16 protein-coding genes are annotated in these 23,571 nt (G+C 51.1%); 10 read left to right on the top strand and 6 right to left on the bottom strand.

The window, feature by feature from the left end; translation table 11 throughout:
• The first annotated feature begins 31 nt into the window (after window positions 1-31).
• The gene (locus DESHY_RS05990; RefSeq protein WP_008411216.1) at window positions 32-421 is read left to right on the top strand and encodes a hypothetical protein; all 390 of its coding nucleotides are present in this window, start codon (window positions 32-34) and stop codon (window positions 419-421) included.
• A gap of 117 nt (window positions 422-538) precedes the next feature.
• On the opposite strand, the gene DESHY_RS05985 is transcribed toward DESHY_RS05990, so the two are convergent.
• The 4 genes from DESHY_RS05985 to DESHY_RS05970 all read right to left on the bottom strand — a co-directional run bounded on the left by DESHY_RS05985 (window position 539) and on the right by DESHY_RS05970 (window position 6,039).
• Entirely contained in the window at window positions 539-1,885 is a 1,347-nt protein-coding gene (locus DESHY_RS05985) for an ATP-binding protein (RefSeq protein WP_008411214.1), read from the bottom strand.
• 62 nt (window positions 1,886-1,947) lie between these two features.
• Window positions 1,948-4,023: a thioredoxin domain-containing protein gene (locus DESHY_RS05980; protein ID WP_008411213.1), complete on the bottom strand. Its 2,076-nt coding sequence runs from the start codon at window positions 4,021-4,023 to the stop codon at window positions 1,948-1,950.
• A 138-nt stretch (window positions 4,024-4,161) separates the two neighbouring features.
• Entirely contained in the window at window positions 4,162-4,656 is a 495-nt protein-coding gene (locus tag DESHY_RS05975; protein ID WP_008411212.1) for a hypothetical protein, read from the bottom strand.
• Window positions 4,657-4,902: 246 nt separating this feature from the next.
• Entirely contained in the window at window positions 4,903-6,039 is a 1,137-nt protein-coding gene (locus DESHY_RS05970; RefSeq protein ID WP_008411210.1) for a PRK06851 family protein, read from the bottom strand.
• A gap of 342 nt (window positions 6,040-6,381) precedes the next feature.
• On the opposite strand from DESHY_RS05970, the gene DESHY_RS05965 reads away from it, so the two are divergent.
• The gene (locus DESHY_RS05965) at window positions 6,382-7,341 is read left to right on the top strand and encodes a metal ABC transporter substrate-binding protein (protein ID WP_008411207.1); all 960 of its coding nucleotides are present in this window, start codon (window positions 6,382-6,384) and stop codon (window positions 7,339-7,341) included.
• On the opposite strand, the gene DESHY_RS05960 is transcribed toward DESHY_RS05965, so the two are convergent.
• Window positions 7,342-8,733 (bottom strand): methyl-accepting chemotaxis protein, encoded by a 1,392-nt coding sequence (locus DESHY_RS05960; protein ID WP_008411205.1) that lies wholly within the window; start codon window positions 8,731-8,733, stop codon window positions 7,342-7,344.
• A 158-nt stretch (window positions 8,734-8,891) separates the two neighbouring features.
• Complete coding sequence (asnB, locus tag DESHY_RS05955; RefSeq protein ID WP_008411203.1) at window positions 8,892-10,736, bottom strand: asparagine synthase (glutamine-hydrolyzing); 1,845 nt, start codon at window positions 10,734-10,736, stop codon at window positions 8,892-8,894.
• Window positions 10,737-11,009: 273 nt separating this feature from the next.
• Between asnB and DESHY_RS05950 the strand changes: the two genes are divergently transcribed.
• The 8 genes from DESHY_RS05950 to gltB all read left to right on the top strand — a co-directional run bounded on the left by DESHY_RS05950 (window position 11,010) and on the right by gltB (window position 23,564).
• Complete coding sequence (locus DESHY_RS05950; RefSeq protein WP_008411202.1) at window positions 11,010-11,591, top strand: ANTAR domain-containing response regulator; 582 nt, start codon at window positions 11,010-11,012, stop codon at window positions 11,589-11,591.
• A gap of 213 nt (window positions 11,592-11,804) precedes the next feature.
• The gene (locus DESHY_RS05945; protein WP_008411200.1) at window positions 11,805-13,103 is read left to right on the top strand and encodes a glutamine synthetase family protein; all 1,299 of its coding nucleotides are present in this window, start codon (window positions 11,805-11,807) and stop codon (window positions 13,101-13,103) included.
• A 59-nt stretch (window positions 13,104-13,162) separates the two neighbouring features.
• Complete coding sequence (locus DESHY_RS05940; protein WP_008411199.1) at window positions 13,163-14,740, top strand: FMN-binding glutamate synthase family protein; 1,578 nt, start codon at window positions 13,163-13,165, stop codon at window positions 14,738-14,740.
• Window positions 14,741-14,916: 176 nt separating this feature from the next.
• The gene (locus tag DESHY_RS05935) at window positions 14,917-15,495 is read left to right on the top strand and encodes an ANTAR domain-containing response regulator (protein ID WP_008411198.1); all 579 of its coding nucleotides are present in this window, start codon (window positions 14,917-14,919) and stop codon (window positions 15,493-15,495) included.
• A gap of 141 nt (window positions 15,496-15,636) precedes the next feature.
• A complete protein-coding gene (glnA, locus tag DESHY_RS05930) occupies window positions 15,637-16,971 on the top strand; it encodes a type I glutamate--ammonia ligase (RefSeq protein ID WP_008411197.1) in 1,335 nt (444 codons plus the stop codon).
• Between the two features lie 39 nt (window positions 16,972-17,010).
• Window positions 17,011-17,244 carry a hypothetical protein gene (locus DESHY_RS14110; RefSeq protein WP_162470935.1) on the top strand — a complete coding sequence of 78 codons (234 nt, stop codon included), beginning with the start codon at window positions 17,011-17,013 and terminating at the stop codon, window positions 17,242-17,244.
• Window positions 17,245-17,490: 246 nt separating this feature from the next.
• Window positions 17,491-18,825 carry a type I glutamate--ammonia ligase gene (gene glnA / locus DESHY_RS05925; RefSeq protein ID WP_008411196.1) on the top strand — a complete coding sequence of 445 codons (1,335 nt, stop codon included), beginning with the start codon at window positions 17,491-17,493 and terminating at the stop codon, window positions 18,823-18,825.
• Window positions 18,826-18,974: 149 nt separating this feature from the next.
• Window positions 18,975-23,564 (top strand): glutamate synthase large subunit, encoded by a 4,590-nt coding sequence (gltB, locus tag DESHY_RS05920; protein WP_008411195.1) that lies wholly within the window; start codon window positions 18,975-18,977, stop codon window positions 23,562-23,564.
• Window positions 23,565-23,571 lie beyond the last annotated feature (7 nt).

Here is a 23,571-nt window from a genome sequence, read left to right as displayed (position 1 = left end):
TTTTATTTAATTGCCACAGGAGGTAAAACTTTTGGCTAAAAACATATTTCCCAAAGTGCAGGAAATGCTGGAGTTAAGAAAAATCAGCCTGGAGGAACTGGCCCGCCGAACCATGCTGGAAGTGTCCGATATTGAGGGCTTGAAGCAGTTTAACCCCAAAAAAGCCTCGCAGTTGGCGATTGTCCAGGCCATTGCCCTGGCCACCGGCATTAATGTGTATTATTTCCTTGGGGATGATGTGGTGGGACCTAAGCGCATTCTGGCCAGGCTCAACATATTTGACCGGCAAAGGCTGATGAACGGAGAACTGGCCCCCTTCCTGCGGCTAAGCAAAAAGCAGGCTGCCGGCCCAATCACGGATGAGGAACTGGACGCTATGATTCAGGTTATGCTGGAACAGGAAAAACACCCGGAATTGTAATTTTCACCAGCCGGCTGGGCAAATGAATCAGAGAGTATTTATTATCTGTTTTGCGGCACATTAAAAAGCAATCCGGATCGCCTTTTCGGCTGATACGGGTTGCTTTTAATGTGGTAATTAAAAGATATTAAGGTCTTCCCGGTCCTTTATGTGGTCGACGAACTGGCGGGCGGTGCGGCCGGAACGTTCGCTGTGCCAGAGAGTCCACTGCAGGGCCATTCGTTCTAAAACCTCCGGCGCCAACCGGATGCCTTCCTGGGCTGCCAGGTGCCGTACAATTTTTAAATATTCTTCTTTATCCGGCGCCATAAAGGTAATCTTTAGGCCAAAGCGGTCCACCAGTGAAAGTTTTTCCTGCATAGTATCGCCGGGATGAACTTCGCCGCTGTCTGCCACCCGGGTTGTTCGTTCGCCAAAATACTCCTTGATAAGATTTCGCTGGTTGGAGGTTACATAAATACAAATGTGAGAGGGCGGTTGTTCCAAGCTGCCCTCTAATTGAGTTTTAAATTCTTTATACTCTGTTTCGGTTTCCTCAAAAGACAGGTCATCAATAAAAATAATAAACTTGAGAGGGGTTTTTCTTAAATTGGCTGTCAGCTGCTGCAAACCTCCCAGGCTATGACGGGGCACCTGGATTAACCGTAACCCACGGTGACCGTACCGGTGCAGCAGAGCTTTAACGGTGGACGACTTGCCGGTACCCCTGTCGCCGTATAACAGCAGATTATGAGCGGGTTGTCCTGCCAGTAAGCGTTCTGTGTTATCCAGCACCTGTTTTCGCTGTAGTTCGTAACCAACCAACTGATGCAAGCGTATGGCATCAGGCTCCTCAATTCCCACCAGCCGGTAACCGGCGGCAGTTGCTTCCCAACGGAAGGCCCAGTAACGGGCAAACCGGCCAAAACCGACCTGTTGATAAAAACTTAAAAAGTCAGAAAACAGATCCGGCCAGTGCGGAGAGGAAAGTAATTTTTGTTTTAGCTCTAAAAACCGGCCCCAGGCCGGGTGACTTCCTTGACCGGAAAAATGGCAATTGTAGCCCGATAAAGGAAACAGGCCGGGGCAGTTATGAAAGATTTTCTCCAGGTCAGCCAGACCCTGCCGGCAAACCGCCTGCAGTTGACTGAGGTCATGCCGAAAGGCGTCCTGCAGCAGGGGGGCTATGTCCTGGCCGGCTGCTGCCTGCCGGGCCAGCCGGTGATCCTCAAACAGAATTAAATTAAGCAGGTGGTTTTGCCACGGATTGCCGGCCGGTGGCAGGTGCCGGTCGACGGAGGATTCCGTCAGAAGACCGGCCAATCGGGAGTATTCCGGCAGCAGGCTGCCGGCCGGTGTTGGAGATTGCCGGGAGGCAGCCTGTACTATGTTTTGAAAACATTGTACGGCAGGGTCGCCGGTAATACCTCGCCACAGGACCAGGCTGCTCAAGGCCTGATCCAGATAGGTTAGCTGCTGGTGCATGTTGTTCCCTCCGATAACGTAATTAAAGCAATAGTTCTCTCCCGATGTCCTTTATCCCTGCCTTACCGTGCCAGGGCCGCCTGCAATTGGCTTAACTCGGTAATAGGTTTCCGGCAGGTGAAATTTTCACAGAAATACACGGTTGCTTGGCCGTTCACCGGCAATTTATCCCTGGTCAGCGGCAGCAGCCTGGCCGGTTCTTCGGTATCGGCTCCTTCATAGCGGGCCATAATCACCCCGTGGGGTAAAAATGCACGCTGCACTGTCTGAATCATGCGGCGCAAAGAATCGTCCGCAGCTTCACCGGTCAGCACAATTTCCAGGGGCGGTTCCTGCAACAAGTAAGCCGCTATCATAAAGAAAGAGTAACCGGCCGGGTATTGCTCCACTTGTTGGGCAAAGCCGGTTAGCTGCCGGTGGGCCAGTTCCGCAAAGCGGTCATTACCGGTCAAACGAGCCAGCCGAATCAGGTTAACGGCAGCCACCGAATTACCGGAGGGAAGGGCGCCGTCGTATATTTCCTTGGGCCGGCTGATTAATTGTTCACTGTCCTTGCCGTAGAAGAAAAAACCTCCATGCTGTTGATCCAGAAACAATTCAATCATATCTTCGGTTAGCCGGACAGCCTCAGCCAGATAATCTGTATCGAAGGTTGCTTCATACAGCTCCAGCAAACCCCAGGCCAGAAAGGCATAATCGTCCAGATAGGCAGGGAAGGCAGCTTCACCGTCACGAAACCGGGCCAGTAAACGGCCGTCCGGACGACGTAATCGCTGATTAATAAAGTTAACCGCTTTGACGGCGGCTGTCCGGTAGACCTCGCTGTGGAATACCCTGGCACCCCGGGACAGTGCGGCAATCATTAAGCCGTTCCAAGCGGTAAGAATTTTATCATCTTTAAAGGGATGCACCCTTTTAGACCGCGCTTTAAACAACAGGGAACGGCATTTTTCCATGCCCTTGACCAGGTCAGCCAGTTCAATGCCCAGTTCGGCGGCAAACCGCCGGGGGTCCTGGCCGATCAGGTTAGGTATATTGCTGCCCTCAAAATTTCCCTGGGCAGTTATATTATAATAACGGCAAAAAATTTCCCCGTCCGGCTGACCCAGAATATCCACCACTTCCTGAGGCTGCCAGAGATAAAACTTGCCTTCCGTGCCTTCCGAGTCGGCATCCTCAGCCGAGTAAAAGCCGCCCTCCGGGGAGGTCATGTCACGCAAGACATAGGCGAAGATTTCCTTGGCTATGCGGCCAAAGCGCATATTACCGGTAACCTGATATGTTTCTAAGAAAGCCAGGGCCAGCAGGGCGTTGTCGTACAGCATTTTTTCAAAATGGGGCACCAGCCACTTGTGATCCACCGAGTAGCGGGCAAAACCAAATCCGATATGGTCATAAATGCCGCCCCGGTGCATGGCGTCCAGGGTTTCCTCTACCATGGTTAAGGCTTGGGGCTGCTTAGTTTTATAATAATACCTGAGCAAAAACATCAGGTTATGCGGGGTAGGAAACTTGGGAGCAGTGCCAAACCCCCCGTAGGAAGCATCATAATTTCTTGCCAGCAGCCGGTAGGCTTGATCCAAAATATCTGCCGGCAGTTGACCGGGGGATACAGCCGCTTCCTGATGCAAGTGGGCAGTTAATTGTTCGCCCATGGCCAGTAATGAAGGGCGTTCATGTTCCCACAGCCAGGCAATGCGCGTAAGGATTTCTATTAAACCGGGACGGCCGTAATTTGTTTCTTTTGGAAAATATGTACCGGCAAAAAAGGGCTTTTGCTGCGGCGTCATGATGACGGTTAACGGCCAGCCGCCCGAACCGGTCAGGGCCTGGCAGACACTCATATATATTTGGTCAACATCCGGGCGTTCTTCCCGGTCTACCTTAATTGATACAAAGTACTTGTTTAACACCTCAGCCACATCCGCCGACTCAAAGCTTTCCCGCTCCATAACGTGGCACCAGTGACAGGTGCTGTAGCCGATAGACAGAAAAATTGGCTTATCTTCTGCCTTAGCCTTGGCGAAGGCTTCCTCACCCCAGGGAAACCAATTGACGGGATTATGGGCGTGTTGCAGCAGGTAGGGTGATTTTTCATTAATTAAAAGATTGGTACTGCGGGTTGCAATTTTAGACATTTTTTACCCCCTTGATTCTGTTTGCGATTAGTATACTTCAAAAAATAAACTGTTACTGACATGGTTATAAATTTATTCAAAAATAAAACCCGAGGGGTTGGTGAGAACCAACCGGCACTCGGGTTTTACAATTTAACCTTATTTGCCAAGCGAGATGGCCCGGGGCAATCTTTTCGGCAAGCGGGGGCTAATCAGGCAGCAAGCATTACCCCTGGCAGCGTTTCTGATGGTTTGTGCGGTAGACTTAAGTGTAGTGCAGAGATGGGGTGATATTTCAATATTTAGCTTGGGATGATGCATGGTGTAGCGGGTATTGGCAGGACACTGCCGGCATTTTTCCTGCTGTTGCTGCATAAATTCCAGTTGTCGTGCGGTAGGGCGGATATAACCCTTTTCGCAATGCTCAAAGAAATCCTTAATGCCCAACGGATCGTCTTCCACCGGGCAATGGCAAACGATATCTACAGCAGACGGGTTGCTGTTAAGATGGGAAGTGACCAACTGGCAGACAGTCAGACCCAGGGAACCCTTGGCTTGCAACGGGCAAGCGGTGTTCCGGCAAGCTGAAACGTCTTCTTGTTGGCAAGCCTTGCGGATATTGACAACTTCTTGAAAATTATTTACCTGTAGCATATTGTAACCTCCATAAAGGCTGTAGTTTTCAAGGTCGGTAAGCAAATTTTGTTTAATTTAGGTTTAGGATGACATCATTCGACATCGGCTAGTCAAATCCTCTTTATAATTATATTTTTTTTGAAGTTTTTTAAATAGTTACAAAACACTGATATATATTTTTTGAATTATCAGATATTACCGGCAAAACTGAATTTTTGAACCGATATGTAATAAAAAACAGCCTCACCCGAGGCAAGGCTGCGGTTAACCGTTTATAGTTTCAGCATATTTAAGGATTCTTGCCAACAACTCATCCCGCTTGGCATTAATAGCTGCAAAATCCATAGCCGGAATGTAATACTGCTCCATTACATCGTGTTCGGCCTTTGCCGCAGCAATATAGCTGATGGCTCGGCCGATGGCGGCATTTAAACGCTCACCGGCACACTTAATTTCTTTATCGTAAAGGGAAAGTATCGACCGGTCCAGGTATTGGTTAAGATCCTTAATTTTAACCTTCTTTAAACCGGGGATATCCTGAATTTTAAAGGTAATACCCGGCACGTCTTTCAGCACGGCTATTTTTAAAGCAGGCATAATTACCAAATCAACAGCTGCGGGTTCAAAGGCGCAGTGATATACCTCGGTGTCCAGACCGTGCATATGCATGGCTTTAGCTATGGTGCCCACCACTTGGGAACCAATTGTGCCGGCCTCGCCGGTAATAAAGTAAAGTTTTTTAACTCCGTCCAGTACGGTTTCTAAAAAGTGTGCCTGACCCTGGGGTGTCAGGGCGGTAGCAAACAAATGCCTATCCTGAGGCACCCTGGTAAATTGCAGCTGTCCGTCCTCCATCACATCTTCCAGGATATCTTCCGCAATACTGTGGATGATTCCATGCACGCCGGCCATGTTAATGGCTTCAGTATAATAACTGTCCAGCTCGTCTTTAATAACTTTAGCTTCGGCCAATTGGCTGTAAGCAATTTTGAATAAACGGGCCACCCGGGCATTGCTTTTTAACACCGCTTGTTTATTTTCCAACAGCTTGCTTTCATCCCAAAAATCACCAAGGTGAATTATTTCATCCACGGCACCCGGGTTTTTGGGGTCTACAACATGCGGGGCCGTACCGTCCAGCAAGGCGACACCGATGGCCGGTATGCAGACCCCGTCCAGTGAACCGTTGTCGGAAGAACAGCAGTGAAATTCCACATCGTAGCCCAGTTCAAGCATCTTTTCGCCAATGTAGCGCATCAGGGTAGATTTGCCCACGCCGGGTCCACCCTTAATAACCAGGATGCGAGTGGCATCCGGTTTAATAATATAGTCGTAATAAGAGTAGAAGCCGCGGCAGGTATTTCCCCCGGGAAAAACTTTCTTCAGTTTTCCTTGGCTCATAAATTTACCTCCTTGTAAAAATTTGGCCGGCATGCCATAAAAAAGCACCACGCAGCAGGCCTGGTTGCTCTCAAACCACAGTGGCGCTTAACGGCGGAGTCACCTCTTTGTGATTCCTGACGGATACTAAATTAATAATTAAGCAAAAGGGAAAGTATGACTGGAAAATATTGCAATAAAATGTGCTAAGGTTTGTAAACTTGAATATATATGCCTGTGTGTTTATTTTTTATTAACTTGACATATAATTACAAGGCTTACCATAATAAATATTAAATAAGAAAAATTACTATTTAGTTGCTGTAAATTTTAAAACGATATGATTGATTGGGAGGGGAAAGAATGAAAAGATTTGTTTTATTTGCCACGCTGGTTTGTTTTACTGCTTTGCTGCTGGGCGGTTGTGGCCTGACAGCCCGGCCCACTGCCGGCAACCAGGGAAAACTAAAAGTATACACCGCCATTTACCCGCTTTACGACTTTGCCAGGCAAATTGGCGGTGACCGGCTGATGGTTAAAAATATTGTGCCTGCCGGGGCAGAACCCCATGACTGGGAACCCAGCCCCCAGGATGTAGCAGAAATTTCCCAAGCGGATGTTTTAATACTGAGCGGCACCGGGGTAGAACCCTGGGCGGACAAAGTGCTAAGCGTGATTGATCAGAACAAGGTTGCTGTAATTTATGCCGGCCGGCATATCGATCTAAGCAAAGGCATCCAAGCGGCCCAAGAGCCCCACCGGCAGAGCCAAGCAAACCATCCGCACGAGCATGACCAACTGGACCCGCATGTTTGGCTTGATCCCCTGCATGCTAAAACTATGGTGGATAACATACTGGCCGGCCTGGTGAAAGCAGATGAAAAAAATAAGGACATTTATGAGGCCAACGCCCAGGCCTATAAAAAAGAACTGGAGCAGCTGCACCAGGAATTTCAAAGAGAACTGGCCGGTGCCCAAATTAAAGAATTTATTACCTCCCACGATGCCTTTGGTTATCTGGCTAAACGATATAACCTGACCCAGGTGCCGGTGAGAGGGCTTACAGCTGAAAGCGAGCCCAGTCCCGCCGATATGGCGGCCGTGGTAAAACTGGCCCGTGAGAAAAATATCAAGCATATCTTTTTTGAAACCATGGTCAGTCCCAAAGTATCCCAGGCCATAGCAGCCGAGCTGGGGGGGCAGACGCTGGTATTGGATCCTCTGGAAAGCTTATCTGAGCAGGATATGGCCAAAGGTAAGGATTACCTTGCGGTGATGCGGGAAAACCTGCAAAATTTAAAAATTGCCCTGGCGGTTCAATAATCACAACAAGCTGACGTCCGCCCCCAAAACGCCAATGATTTGCTGCCCGGACAGGATGGGTACGGATACTGTCAAACACGGTTGCCGGGTAATGGCTGAAATATAAACCGGCGAAACAAACACATTACCTTGCATGGCTTTTTGCCACCACTGCCGGACTTTTGCATTGGCAAGGCCGGCGGCCGGTTCCGAGAAGATGAAAATCCCTGTTTGATCATTGGACCAAATGGCTTCAATGTCTGGGTTATCCTTTTTAATCTGCCACAGCAAGTTTTGATGCCGGAGAGGATCCAAGGCAATAATATCCGTCCGGGCGGCTGTTTCGGCAAGCAGGCTTTTAATTTTATTAATACGGGAAATTGTTGCCTGCCGGATCTCGTAGTTCAATTGATGTCCGGCAGCAGTTTTTTCTAATTGATTGGCTAAATCGGACATCAGTTTGCCGGTATGAACCACCATAGTCAAATCTTTTTCCCTTAATTCTAGGACTGATGCCACTTGCTGCAGGCTGCTGTTAATATCGCACAGTGCTTCCCGGGCGGTGTGGTTGACTTTATAAATGAAATTAAAACTTTGGCTAAATACTTGTTGTATATTGCTCAACTTATCGGTGGCAGATGTTGAAGTATCCAAACTATGGTTGATGCTGGCCACCACATTGGCCACATCCTGGCGGATAAGTTCCAATACATCGGCCGTTTGTTTAACGGCACCGGCTGTCAGGTCGGACAACTTGCCAATCTCGGCTGCCACCACGCCAAATCCCCGCCCGTGTTCACCGGCCCGGGCAGCTTCAATAGCAGCGTTTAAAGCCAGCAGTTTAGTTTGACCGGATATGGCGCCGATGTTTTGGGAAATTATTTCTACTTGTTCCACTGATTCCTTTAGTGTGCTAATGTGATAATGCAGTTGTTGGTTATTGTTGGCAATTTCTGCAATGGCATCGTTTACTGCCCGAACCGCTTGTATGTTCTCTTGCAAAGCTTTTTCACTGGCCATAAAATCTTTTTCTAAAATTTCACCGGTAGCCTGCACAGTGACTGCAGTATCTTGAATTTGTTTAAAAGCTGAAGCAATATCAGCGGTTGAGCTAACCGAAACAGCCAATTGATCAGCAGCGGCTCGGACTTGTTGCGATGTTAACTGAATCTCCTGGGCCAGATGACGGGTTTTTTCTGTTAAGCCACAAATTGCCTGCTTTAAGTTAGCCAAACCTTTTACATCCAAATTAGCAAATTGGCAAACGGCAGGCAGTTTAATTTTTTGCCAGTGAGAACATTCCTGTTCGATTTTGAGAATTAGCGCCGCATAACGTTTCTGCAGCCAGCCAAAAGCCATTGCACCACCCGCCGCTGCCAGGATAAAACCACCTAAAAATTCATAAACAGCCACTGTAATCTTCCTCCCTTAAAAAAATAAACGCCTGCCTCCTTGAGAGTCAGGCGCCGGTGCCAATATTTTGCAATACATCCTTGTATCAAAAATAATAATAACATAAGTAATGTCAGGGAGAAAAAGAAAAAGGTAAAAAATACATAATACTTTAAGAGCTAACATATTTGCACCCGGTAAGTTGCCAGCCAGGTATTGATCTGGTACAGGTAGGCTATCAGCTGCGGGCCGGTCATCAGCTGGCCGAACCAGGGCCGGCTGAAATTGTCATTTTCCTCCTGTACCAGGGAGCGGACGGCATCTACATTAATCAGCTGCAGCAAAGGTGAGGAGGGCTGGTTTAAAATATCCTGCAGCAGGCTGCGAACTGATGCCAGGTAAGCCGGGTGATGGGTTTTCGGATAAGGACTCTTGCGGCGTTCCAGCACATCCTCCGGCAGCAGGTCTGCCAGGGCCAGGCGCAAAAGACCTTTTTCCCGGCCGTGGAAATTTTTTATTGACCAGGGTATGTTCCAAACGTATTCTACCAGGCGGTGGTCACAAAAGGGTACCCGTACTTCCAGACCGGAGGCCATACTCATGCGGTCTTTGCGATCCAACAGGGTTTGCATAAACCAAACCATGTTCAAGTAAAACATTTCCCGCCGCCGGGCCTCCATCTTATCTTCGCCCGGCAGTTTGGGAACTTCGGCCAGGGTTTCCCGGTAGCGGGCGTTAATATATGCGGCCGGTTTAATGTACTGTACCAGCTCGGGGGAGAGCAAACTAATTCGCCGCTCAACGGACTGGGACCAGGGAAAAGTATTGGCCAGCAAATCAGCTTCCCGGTGAAACCAGGGGTAACCGCCGAATATTTCGTCGGCACACTCACCGGACAGGGCCACCGTGGCCTCCTTTTTTATGGCCCGGCAAAACAGGTACAGGGAAGCGTCCACATCCGCCATACCCGGCAGATCCCTGGCCAGCATGGCAGGTTTCAGCGATTCCACCAGCTGGGGCGTTTGGAGCAGCACATAATGATGTTGCGAACCTATATAATCAGACATGCGTTTAATCCAGGGGGCGTCGTCATCCGGCTGAAAAAGGTTGGCCTTAAAGTAGCGCCGGTTATCAACATAATCCACTGAATAAGTGTGCAGGGGGCCGCTGCCTTGCTTTTTATAAGCGGCGGCAGCAAAGGCCGACAGGGCGCTGGAATCCAACCCGCCGGACAACAGGGTGCATACCGGCACGTCAGCCACCAGTTGACGGGTGATGGCATCCTCCAGCAGCCAGCGTACTTTACTAACGGTGGTAAACAGGTCATCAGGGTGGGGCTGGCTGACCAGGCTCCAATAACGCCCGATGCGTATCTGATTGTCCTGGTAGATCAGATAGTGGCCGGGCCGCAGTTCGCAGACGTTTTTAAAAACTCCATGGCCGGGTGTACGGGCAGGGCCCAGGGCAAATATTTCGGCCAGGCCGTCGGCAGCCAGCTCGGGTTTTACCAGTGGATGGGCCAGCAAAGCCTTTAACTCACTGCCAAAGATTAAGCTGTCGCCCCGCCGGGCATAAAACAACGGCTTAACGCCCAGGCGATCCCGGGCCAGGAACAGGCATTGTTCTGCTTCCTGCCAAATGGCAAAAGCAAAAATACCGTTAAATTTTTCCACACAGGCCGGTCCCCACTCCATGTAAGAGGCCAGCAACACCTCGGTATCCGAATGCCCGCTAAAGGTGTAACCGCGGTAGATTAACTGCCGGCGCAGCTCCGGAGTATTATACAGCTCGCCGTTATAGACAATGACAAAGGTGTTATCGCCCCTCGTTCGTACCATGGGCTGGGCGCCGCCGGCCGGGTCAACCACGGCCAGGCGCCGGTGGCCCAGGGCGACCCGCTGGGCATACCAATAGCCTTCGGCATCCGGCCCCCGCTTGGCTAAAGCGGCGGTCATGGTTTCTAAAATGGCCCGGTCACGGGGCAGTTGAATTGGCGAACCGGCCCATCCTGCTATACCGCACATGTGCTGTCAACTCCTTACAATGTTTTTGGGCATAAAAATAAACGCCACCCGTTAAAGACAACTCTTTAACCAAGTGGCGCCATTGCCCTGGTGTCACTTCTCAGTGACATTTTGCTGTTATACTCCATCCTACGCAGCCGGTTGGCCAAATGTACGCGGTAATTTTTGGCACACCTTTTATTTGTACGAAAAGTTAGAAAAAACTTACTGAACTGGACTTTCCCTTTGGATAGTTTTACAATAAGTATTCAAAGGGTTTTGGAGGTATCAGATTTGTTTGGAAGGCGCGTCCTGCTGGCAGACCCGGATCCGGAGTTTAGAAAAAAACTAAAAGATTTACTGCAGCAGCACGGTTACCTGGTGGCGGCCGAAACCGAGGATGGCCGCAGCACCCTGCAGGCAGCCTTTCAGAGCCAGCCCGACATCATTATTATGGAGGGGAAGCTGCCGGGTTGCAAGGGGCTGGAAGTGGCCAGGGTGATTGAAGAACACCACCTGGCGCCGGTGGTATTATTAACCCACCACTGTCACCGGGAACTGATCGAAGAAGCTAAATTTTCCTCGGTGCTGGGCTATTTAACTAAGCCCATCGATGAAGCCAACCTCATACCAACGCTGGAAATGGCCCTGGCCACATTTAAACGGCTGGTTAAAATTGAACAGGAAAACCGCCGGCTCAAGAAAATGCTGGAGGAAAAGAAACTGGTAGATCAGGCTAAAAGGCTGCTGGCAGAAAAAAAGAATATCAGTGAACAGGCGGCACATCGCTACTTGCAGAAATTAAGTATGGATCACAGCACTTCGCTGGCCAAAATAGCCAGAAAAGTTATTTTGTCTTTATCCGGTGAAGCATAATTGTTGGTGGGATGTATACAATATATCTACCGCCATTTAATTGACGAATTATTTATCAACAAGTATATTAATGTCAAGTAAATAATTTCAGGGGCAAAGGGGTCCCAACCGGAACGCAGGCGATGACCTGAGTTCCGGTTGGGATTTTTTGTTTTTAAGCCGGAACGCTTCTCCGTTTGACTTTGCCGTTAATTAACGCTGAGGAGGGGAAACATGCAGCCTGTTACCGCCCAGGAAGTGATGGAAAAAGCCCAGGAATATCATGTCAAGTTTGTGCGTCTGCAGTTTACTGATATCCAGGGGTCTTTTAAAAATATTGCCGTTACGGTTGAAGAATTGGCAAGAGCCTTGCAATCAAAGGTAGGCTTTGACAGCGCTGTGCTGGAGGGGCAATACGGTTCCCGACAAAGGGATGTATTTTTAAAGCCGGATCCCGTAACCTTTCAGGTATTCCCCTGGCGTCCCCGGGAAGGAGCGGTGGCCCGCCTGATTTGTGATGTGGTTGATGCGGCGGGCAGGCCTTATCCTGGTTGTGTCAGAAGCAAACTGAGAGAATCCCTGCAGGTGTTTGCCAAAACAGAGTTAGACCTTACTGTGGGAGCCGAGATAGAATTTTTTCTGTTTCACACCGACCAGCAGGGCCGTCCCTTGCCGCAACCCCATGACAGCGGCGGCATTTGTGATTTAACACCCATAGATTTGGGGGAAAACGCCCGCCGTGATATGGTACTGACACTGGAGGAAATGGGCTTTCAAATAGTTGCCAGTCATCACGAAAATGCCCCCGGCCAGCATGAGATTGTGCTGCGGGAAGAAAGCCCCTTGAGTATGGCTGATAAAATTGCCACCTTTAAATTTGTGGTGCGCACCATTGCCCAGCGCCATGGTTTGCATGCTTCCTTTATGCCCAAACCGCTGGCCAAACACAGTGGTTCCGGCATGGCCTTAAATCTTTGCTTGTGGCGCCAGGATGCCAATGTCCTGGATGACCCGGCCGGCCCGTACGGCCTGAGTTCGCTGGCGGGTGGCTTTATCGCCGGTATTACCGATCATGCTTCGGCCATTACGGCAGTAGCCAATCCGCTGGTAAATTCGTATAAACGGCTGGGCAATTCTGAATTAGACCGGGTGTTAAAAGGATGGTCCGAAGGCAACAGAAATTCCATGATGCGGGTACCCGCCCGGCGGGGCCAGGATACCCGCCTCATCCTGCGCAGTCCGGATGCTACTTGCAACCCTTATTTAACCCTGTCCTTAATTATGCAGGCGGCCCTCAAGGGGATTGAAGAAAAGCTCCCGCTGCCGGTTTCGCTGGATGAGGATGTTACCTTAGACCGGGTGCCGAGAAACCTGGGCGAGGCCCTGGAAGCCCTCAGCCAGGATCGGTTTGCCCGGCAGGTGTTGGGTGATCATATCTATGAGCGCTACATGGAAATAAAACGCCAGGAGTGGGATGAGTTTCACTATGATGTTCACCCCTGGGAATTGGCCCGCTACCTTACCAATTACTAAGCAAAAATTGAAGGTATAGCCTTCTTAAAAAATAAAAACATGTTCAGGAGGTATTAGTAATGACTTACAGTAAAGGCACCAACGCCAGTACCGCTACTCTCACCAAACTGCGCACACCCGAAAGCTACTGTCCTTTCAGCGGCATGTGCACCACCTGTTTGGACGGCTGCCCGGGCTTTTGCGAAATAGGCAAATCAGCCGTCCGGGGCAAAGAGGTTCTTTATCCCCAGCCCTTTGGCAAGATTACATCCGCTTCCCAAAAGGACTATCCCATTGATTATTCACACTTTAATATTATGGGTACCGCAGTAGGAGCCCATGGTATCGAAGCGGACCCCGATAAGGCTATTTTCCCGGCAGTAAACCTGGATACCTACCTGGGTGCCAACAAAGACCTCAAGCTGTCCACCCCCATTGTAGTGGCAGCTATGGGTTCCACCAACGTGGCTGCAGATAACTGGGACCACCTGGCAGCCGGCTGTGCCATTTCCGGTGCCGGTATTGCCATCGGCGAAAACGTCTGCGCCATGGACCCCAATGTAGAAATTAAAAACGGACGTGTCGTTCATTCCCCCAACCTGGCCAAACGTGTCAAAGACTTCCAGGAATGGTATCAAGGGGCAGGATTTATTGCTGTGCAGGCCAACGTGGAAGATACCAACCTGGGCGTGCAGGAATATGCCATTGAAAAACTGGGCGTTGAAGCGGTAGAAATTAAATGGGGCCAGGGCGCCAAAGACATCGGCGGCGAAGTAAAACTGAACACACTGGAACGGGCACTGCAGTTAAAGGGCCGCGGCTATATCGTGTTGCCCAACCCGGAAGACCCCAAAGTGCAAGAAGCCTATCAAGCCGGTGCCTTTAAAGAGTTTGAACGGCACTCCCGTATCGGTATGGTTACTGAAGAAGGTTTCTTGAAGCGGGTAGAAGAACTGCGGGCAGCCGGGGCCAAGTATATTTTCTTAAAAACCGGTGCTTACCGTCCGGCAGACCTGGCCCGGGCCGTTAAGTTTGCTTCGCTGGCTAAGATTGACCTGCTGACAGTGGACGGCGCCGGCGGCGGTACCGGCATGAGCCCCTGGCGCATGATGAATGAATGGGGCGTACCCACGGTATACATCCAGTCGCTGCTGACCCAATACTGCGATAAACTGGCTGCCAAGGGCGAATATGTACCGCCCATCGCCATTGCCGGCGGCTTCACTCTGGAAGACCATATGTTCAAAGGCTTTGCCATGAGTGCCCCCTATGTGAAGGCTATTGGCATGGCACGTTCCGCTCTTACCGCTGCCATGGTGGGCAAGAATATCGGTGAAATGCTGAAGAGCGGCAAGGTTCCCAATGAGTATAAGAAGTACGGCGAAAACCTGGAGCAAATCTTCATTAACGCATCCGCCTTGAAGGAAAAACTGGGCGATCGCTTTGCCGACCTGCCGGTAGGCGCCATTGGCGTTTACACCTACTTTGAGCGCCTGGCCCAGGGCCTGCGCCAATTTATGTGCGGCGCCCGCAAGTTCAGCCTGGAATACATTACCCGGGATGACCTGGTGGCTTTAACCCCGGAAGCAGCTCAGATCAGCGGCATTAAATACGTTATGGAAGCTGATGCCGACGAAGTGGAGCAAATTCTTGGCTAACCCTTCCCGGCCGGATTGTGTATACTTGACTAAAGACTATTGACTGATTATCAAAGGTACTCTATAATACAGCTATAGTTGAATACAAGGGATACAATGATGTATCTTATCATGGCAATGTTGCCCGGACAGGTGGTGTACCTGTCTGGGCTTTTTGCGTTTGAGAGGTGATCCCGGTGGCGAATCCACGAATTGTCATCGTAGATGCAGATGAGGCGTGGTGCAAGCATATCAAAACCTTGCTAGGAAAACTGGGCTGCCTTGTTGTGGGAGATGCTTCTGACGGTCCCGGTGCGCTGCAATTGGTGCGCAACCGACACCCGGATTTGTTAATCATTCAGGATTGTTTGCAGGGTATCAGCGGCCTGGAGGTAGCCCGTATTATGTATGAAGATCAGTTGGGGCCGGTAATTTTAACTACCGATTACTTGCGGCAGGATACCATCGAGAAAGCGCGGGAGGCCCGGGTATTCAGCATACTCCAAAAACCTGTGGAGGAACATGCCTTATGGCCGGCAGTGGAATTAGCATTAGCTAATTATCAGGAAATTGTTAAACTGGAAAAACAGCTCAAAGACCTGCGGGACACCCTGGAAACCCGAAAACTGGTGGAAAAAGCCAAGGGTATTCTGATGCAAACCATGAAACTAAGCGAAGAAGAAGCATATAAACGCATGCAAAGGCAGAGTATGAACAAGCGCATTTCCATGCGGGCTGTGGCGGAAGCGATTATTTTAGCGCACAGCATTAAATAAACCTAATCAACCAGACAATTGAAAAACTAAATCGGTACAATGATGTCCGCGGCAATGGCGCCTGTTGGTGGAGGGATAAGCACTGTCCCTTCATCATGGGGCGTTTTATTTTTTATTAAAAACCAAGAAAGGTGGAGAAACATGGACGCTTTTACCAAAAAAGAAGTACTGGAAAAGGCCCGGGAGATGGGAGTTAAATTTATCCGCTTGCAGTTTACAGATATTTTCGGAGTATTAAAAAACGTGGCAATTACCGTTGAACAACTGGAAAAGGCCCTGGACGGCGAGCTGATGTTTGACGGATCCTCTATTCACGGTTTTACCCGCATCGAGGAATCGGATATGTATCTCCGGCCGGACCCAAATACCTTTGTGGTATTTCCCTGGCGGCCCCGGGAAGGAGCGGTGGCCCGGTTGATTTGCGATATCTACAACCCTAACGGCACCCCCTTTGAAGGCTGCCCCCGTTATGCCCTGAAAAAAGTGCTGGCCGAGGCAAAGGAAATGGGCTACACCATGAATGTGGGACCCGAGTGTGAGTTTTTCCTGTTTCATGTAGACAAGGAAGGCCGCCCCACCACGCAAACCCATGACCAGGCCGGTTATTTTGACATGACTCCCGTTGACATGGGCGAAAATGCCCGGCGCTTTATGGTATTGACATTAGAAGAAATGGGTTTTGAAATTGAGGCTTCACACCACGAAGTAGCACCCGGCCAGCACGAGATAGATTTTAAATATTCAGATGCCTTGGATGTGGCGGATAAAATTATGACCTTTAAGTTTGTGGTGCGTACCATTGCCCAGCGGCATGGTTTGCATGCCACCTTTATGCCTAAGCCGATCTTCGGCATCAACGGCTCCGGCATGCATATGAACCAATCATTGTTTACCCTGGATGGCCAGAATGCTTTTTATGATCCCGACACACCGGATCAACTGAGTGAAACCGCAAAATACTATATCGGTGGTTTAATTAAGCATGCCCGGGCTTTTGCTGCTCTTACCAATTCCAGCGTAAACTCCTACAAGCGGCTGGTACCCGGCTACGAGGCGCCCTGCTATGTGGCCTGGTCATTGGCCAACCGCAGCAGCTTAATCCGTATCCCGGCCAAACGGGGCATGTCCACCCGGGTGGAGCTGCGCAACCCTGACCCGGCCTGCAACCCCTACCTGGCCATTGCGGCTGCTTTAAAGGCAGGATTAGACGGTATAAAAAATAAAATTACCCCTCCGGCTCCTACCGAAAGCAATATTTACCATATGGATGCGGCCCAGCGGGCGGCGGAGGGCATTGTGAGTCTGCCGGCCAGCTTGCACGAGGCCGTCAAGGAACTGCAGGCCAACCCGGTTATCTCATCCGTGCTGGGGGATCACATCTTAAACCGCTTTGTGGAAGGCAAAATGGAAGAGTGGGATGATTTCCGAACCACTGTTCACGAATGGGAAATTAAGAAGTACCTGACCATGTACTAGGTAGTAAGATTTGCCGCCGGAAAATATTAACGGTGGTTTATGATCCCCTTTGGCTCCGGTCTACGCACCGACAGCACTATGATTCGCTACGGTGGCCCTTGGGGTCGCCTCAAACGGGCCCTTCTGGCCCGGTTCGCCTGGGCGCCCACATCCTGTGGGCGCCCCCAATGGCTCCTTTCGCTCATCAGGTGCTGTGACCGGTGCTTCGACAGGTCGCCGACAGGGGACCATAAAACCACCTCACTTTGTTTTACAACCTTTGTCTTCGTCTGACCTTACCCGCCTGGGTAAGGTTTACCTTTTTTGTTTGAAAAAGTATACATAATTCTTGAGGGCAGGGTATGGATTTCTGTTGAAAATTTGCTATACTGATATTACAATTGCATAAAGCACAACGGTGTGCTTGGTTATTAGGCAACGAGGCCTGCAGCGGGTAAGTTTTTTCATGCCCTGCGTGTAGGTTTTTTTGTTTATGTGATATAATACTTCTTGTAAATTTTAGCAGAAAGGTGTGTTATTGTGGCTAAACTGACTAACGACGATGTTAGGCAATTGTGTAAGGACCTACATGTAAAGTTTATCCGCTTGCAGTTTACCGACATTTTCGGGGTATTAAAAAACGTCGCCATCACCGTTGAGCAGCTTGATAAAGCCCTGGAAGGAGAAATGATGTTTGACGGCTCCTCCATTGAGGGTTTTGTGCGCATTGAAGAATCGGATATGTACCTGCGGCCGGATCCCAACACCTTTGTGGTATTTCCCTGGAAACCGCGGGAGGGTGCAGTGGCCCGCCTGATTTGTGATATTTATAATCCGGACGGCACCCCTTTTATCGGTGACCCCCGTTATGCCCTGCGCCGGGCCATTGCTGAAGCGGCCGAAATGGGGTACACCATGAATGTAGGGCCTGAGGCGGAGTTTTTCTTATTCCATGTGGATGCCGACGGGCGTCCTACCACCAAAACCCATGACCGGGCCGGTTACTTTGATATGACACCCATCGACCTGGGGGAAGACGCCCGCCGGGATATGGTCTTAACCCTGGAACAGATGGGGTTTGAAATAGAGGCTTCCCACCATGAAGTGGCACCGGGTCAGCACGAAATCGACTTTAAATATTCCGATGCCCTGGATGTTGCGGATAAAATTGTTACCTTCAAGCTGGCTGTGCGCACCATTGCCCAGCGCCACGGTTTGCATGCCACCTTTATGCCCAAGCCGGTTTTTGGCATGGCCGGTTCCGGCATGCACTTAAACCAGTCCCTGATTACCATGGATGGCCAGAATGCCTTTTATGATCCCAATGCTCCCATTGGCATGAGTGAAGTAAGCATGCAATATATTGCCGGGCTGATGAACCATATCCAGGCCATTTCGGCCATTACCAACCCCACTGTCAACTCATACAAGCGTCTGGTTTCCGGTTACGAAGCGCCGGTCTATGTGGCCTGGTCATCCCGCAACCGCAGCCCGCTAATTCGTATTCCGGCTAAACGGGGGATGTCCACCCGCATTGAATTGCGCAGCCCGGATCCTTCCTGCAACCCCTATTTGGCGCTGGCCGTTTGCTTAAAGGCCGGTCTGGACGGTATTAAGAAGAAGATGGTACCGCCGCCGCCCTGTGACAGGAACATTTATGAAATGACCCTGGCAGAGCGCCAGGCCCTGGGTATTGGCAACCTGCCGGAGAACCTGGCGGAGGCTTTAAAAGCCCTGGCTGCCGATGAAGTAATTAAAGAAGCACTGGGGCCGCATATTTTTGAAAGATATATGGAAGCCAAAACCATTGAGTGGGATCGCTACCGGATGCAGGTAAGCCCCTGGGAGTTGGAAGAATATCTCACCAAATTCTAATACATTTTTATTAGAAAAAGTAAGGTTTGGCCCGGCTAGCGCCGCTCACAGAGGGTTTGCCTTAGCCCGGGCCTCCTTATCCCTAAATATATACAGAATATTCTGTAAATTAATATTGTGCAGTTTTTGGAAAGGGCAGGTGTTTTAACATGACTAGTGCCGGATTTCCCCGCCAACAGGGTTTATACGACCCGCAATTTGAACACGATGCCTGCGGTATTGGCTTTGTAGCCAATATTAAGGGGAAAAAGTCTAACGAAATTTTACAGCAGGCCCTGAACCTGCTGGTGAATCTTGACCACCGCGGTGGCCAGGGGGCGGAGCCTGATACAGGTGACGGGGCCGGTATCCTGATGCAGCTACCCCATGAGTTCTTTGTCAAAGAGTGCGCCAAGTTAAATATACAATTGCCGGCCGCCGGACAGTACGCCGTGGGTATGCTTTTCTTGCCCACCGACCCAAACCGCCGGGCTGCCTGCCGGCGTCTTTTGGAGCGGATAGTGCAGGAGGAAGGCCAAACCCTGCTGGGCTGGCGCGAAGTTCCCGTAAACAATGCCATGCTTGGCGAAACAGCCAAAATGGCTCAGCCTGCCATTTGGCAGGTATTTTTGGCGGCTCATGCACAGTTAACCGATAACTTGGCTTTTGAAAGGAAACTGTATGTAATCCGCAAGCGCGCCCGTAAAGAAGCGCGCCGGTCGTTATTAAATGAAGGAGAAACCTTTTATTTTGCCAGCCTGTCCTCCCGTACCGTTGTTTACAAGGGCATGCTGACGCCGGACCAATTAAACAAATTCTACCTTGATTTGCAGGACCCGCAAATCAAAATTGCCCTGGCGCTGGTACATTCCCGTTTTTCCACCAATACTTTCCCCAGTTGGGAACGGGCCCACCCTTACCGCTATTTAATTCACAACGGTGAGATTAATACCTTGCGCGGCAATGTCAACTGGATGCACGCCCGCCAGGCCATGTGCCGGTCTGATGTGTTTGGTGAGGATCTGGCCAAAATTTTGCCGGTAATTGACCAGGAGGGCAGCGACTCCTTGATGTTTGACAACACGCTGGAGTTCCTTTATCTGGCGGGACGCTCCTTGCCCCACGCAGCCATGATGATGATTCCCGAGCCATGGTCCCACCATGAAAGCATGAGTGACGAAAAGAAGGCCTTTTATGAGTATCACAGCTGCCTGATGGAACCCTGGGACGGACCGGCGGCCATTGCCTTTACCGACGGCAGTATTATCGGTGCGGTATTGGACCGTAACGGCTTGCGGCCTTCCCGTTATTATGTAACTAAGGATGACATGATTGTTTTGGCTTCCGAAGTAGGCGTGCTGGATATCCCGCCGGAGAAAGTGGCTTATAAAGACCGCCTGCGGCCTGGGCGCATGCTGCTGGTAGATACCGGGGAAGGACGGATTGTCTCGGATGAGGAGCTAAAAAAGCAAATTGCCTCTGCCTATCCTTACCGCCAATGGATCAATGAATACATGGTCAGCCTGGAAGACCTGCCGGCAGCGCCCGCTGACCGGCAGCCCGCCTGCGAAAACATTAATCAGCTGCAGCAGGTCTTTGGCTACACCCATGAGGACCTGGTGAAAATACTGGAGCCAATGGCCAAAAACGGCGTAGACCCGGTGGGGGCCATGGGCCATGACGCATCGCTGGCGGTGCTGTCAGAAAAACCGCAGTTGCTGTATAACTACTTTAAACAGTTGTTTGCTCAGGTTACCAACCCGCCCATTGATGCTATCCGGGAGGAAATTATAACCGCCACCGAAACCACCCTGGGCTCGGAGAAGAACCTGATCCAACCGGAGCCTGACAGCTGCCGCAGAATTAGAATCAAAACACCAATTTTAAGCAACCAGGACCTGGCCAAACTGCGCTGCCTCCGGCGGGCAGGGTTTCAAACGGTTACTTTGCCCATACTCTTTAATATTGCCGAAGGTGCTGCGGGGCTGGCCAAAGGGTTGGATAACCTGTTTCAGGCAGCCGACCGGGCCGTGGCCGACGGCGCCAACCTGCTGATCCTGTCCGACCGCGGCGTAACCGGAGAACAGGCGGCCATACCGGCCCTGCTGGCTGTAAGCGGCCTGCACCACCATTTGATCCGCCAAGGCAGCCGCACCCGGGTAAGCCTGCTGCTGGAGTCCGGGGAGCCCCGGGAAGTACACCATTTTGCCGTCCTGCTGGGTTACGGCGCCAATGCCATTAACCCGTATCTGGCCTTTGCCACCCTGCAGCAAATGATTGACCAGGGGTATCTGCGGGACGTGGAGTACCGGGATGCAGTCAAAAATTACATTAAGGCGGCCACCAAGGGTGTCGTTAAGGTCATGTCCAAGATGGGCATTTCTACCATCCAAAGTTATTGCGGGGCCCAAATCTTTGAGGCAGTGGGTATTCACCGGTCAGTTATTGACCAATACTTTACCTGGACCTCCTCCCGCATTGGCGGCCTTGACCTGGCCGGCATCGCCCGGGAGGTGGAGCTGCGCCACCAAAGGGCGTATGCAGGAACTGACAACACCCTGGATTCAGGTTCCGCCCACCAGTGGCGGCATGACGGGGAAGAGCACATGTATAATCCCCGGGTGATCTATTATTTGCAGCAGGCCTGCCGCAACGGTGATTACAGCCTGTATAAGCAATATGCGAGCCTGCTTGATCAGGAAGTGCAGAAGAATTGCACCATCAGAGGGCTGTTTGCCTTTAAATCCAACCGGCCGCCGGTTCCCATTGAGGAAGTGGAGTCGGTGGAGGATATCTGCCGCCGTTTTAAAACCGGTGCCATGTCCTTTGGATCCATCAGCAAAGAGGCCCACGAATGTTTGGCTGTTGCCATGAACCGTATCGGCGGCAAGAGCAATACCGGCGAAGGCGGAGAGGATCCGGCCCGCTTTATACCGGATGCCAACGGTGACTCCCGGCGCAGCGCCATAAAACAGGTGGCCTCGGGCAGATTTGGCGTCACCTGCAACTACCTGGTTAATGCGGACGAGATTCAAATTAAGATGGCCCAAGGGGCAAAACCCGGCGAAGGGGGCCAACTGCCCGGCGGCAAAGTATATCCCTGGGTGGCTGAAGTGCGGGGCACCACTGCCGGTGTGGGCTTAATATCGCCACCGCCCCATCACGACATTTACTCCATAGAAGACCTGGCCCAATTAATTCACGATTTGAAAAACGCCAACCCCAGGGCCCGCATCAACGTTAAACTGGTATCTGAAGTGGGGGTAGGAACCATTGCCGCAGGGGTGGCCAAAGGACGGGCGGATGTGGTGCTGATCAGCGGTTACGATGGGGGTACCGGTGCTTCGCCCCGTACCAGTATCAGGCATGCCGGGCTGCCCTGGGAGTTAGGCCTGGCCGAAACCCATCAAACCTTGGTGCTGAATAAACTGCGTGACAGGATTGTGGTGGAAACCGACGGCAAGCTGATGACCGGGCGGGATGTGGTCATTGCTACCCTGCTGGGTGCCGAGGAATACGGTTTTGCCACCGCTCCCCTGGTGGCCATGGGCTGTGTTATGATGCGGGTTTGCAACCTGGATACCTGCCCGGTGGGTATTGCTACCCAAAACCCTGAGCTGCGCAAAAACTTCAGCGGCAAGCCGGAACATGTGATTAACTTAATGCGTTTTATTGCCCAGGAAATGCGGGAGATTATGGCTCAACTGGGATTCCGTACAGTCAATGAAATGGTGGGCCGGACAGACGTTCTGGAAGTGAGCGAAGCTATTAACCACTGGAAAAGAAAGGGGCTGGATCTTTCCCCGCTGCTTTACCGGCCGGCGGTGCCGGAAAGCGTTGGCAGATACTGCCGCATAGCCCAGGATCACCGGCTGGAGAAATCTCTCGATTGGCAGCAACTTTTGCCCGTTTGCCAGCCCGCCCTGGAACACGGCCGCCCTGTGCAGGCCAGCCTGCCCATACGCAATACCAACCGGGTGGTTGGTACCATGCTGGGCAGTGAGGTTACCAGGCGTTACGGGGCAGCCGGCTTGCCTGAAGATACCATTCAGCTGACCTTTACCGGCAGTGCCGGACAAAGCTTTGGGGCATTTGTTCCCAAAGGCATAACCATGACACTGGAAGGGGATGCCAACGACTACCTGGGCAAAGGCCTTTCCGGCGGCAAAATTATCGTTCTGCCGCCTGCCGGCGCCACTTTTAGGCCGGAAGAAAACATCATTATTGGCAATGTGGCTTTCTACGGGGCTACCGGCGGCGAAGCTTATATCAGGGGTGTGGCGGGCGAACGGTTCTGCGTCAGAAACAGCGGTGTCCGGGCAGTGGTGGAAGGTGTCGGCGATCATGGCTGTGAATATATGACCGGCGGCCGGGTGGTAGTGCTTGGTTCCACCGGCAGAAACTTTGCAGCCGGCATGTCAGGCGGAATTGCCTATGTGCTGGATGAAGACGGTACTTTCCCCGGCCGCTGCAACCGGGAAATGGTGCTGCTGGAAGAACTGTCTGATGCTGCGGAAATTAAAGAAGTGCAGGAATTAATCAGGCGCCACTTTAACTATACCCGCAGTACGGTTGCCCAAAGGGTGTTGGAGAATTGGGCATTGCTGCAGCCCAAGTTTGTGCGGGTAATTCCCAAGGACTATAAGCGCATGACAGAAGCCCTTAAACGAGCCTACGAAGCCGGCTTGAGCGGGGAACAGGCTGTTTTGGCGGCCTTTGAGGAAAATAAAAAAGATAAATCCCGGATCAGCGGCAACTAACCGGGAA

The sequence above is a fragment of the Desulforamulus hydrothermalis Lam5 = DSM 18033 genome (assembly GCF_000315365.1).
Classification (GTDB): Bacteria; Bacillota; Desulfotomaculia; order Desulfotomaculales; family Desulfotomaculaceae; genus Desulfotomaculum; species Desulfotomaculum hydrothermale.
This window is presented reverse-complemented; position numbering and strand designations above follow the sequence as displayed.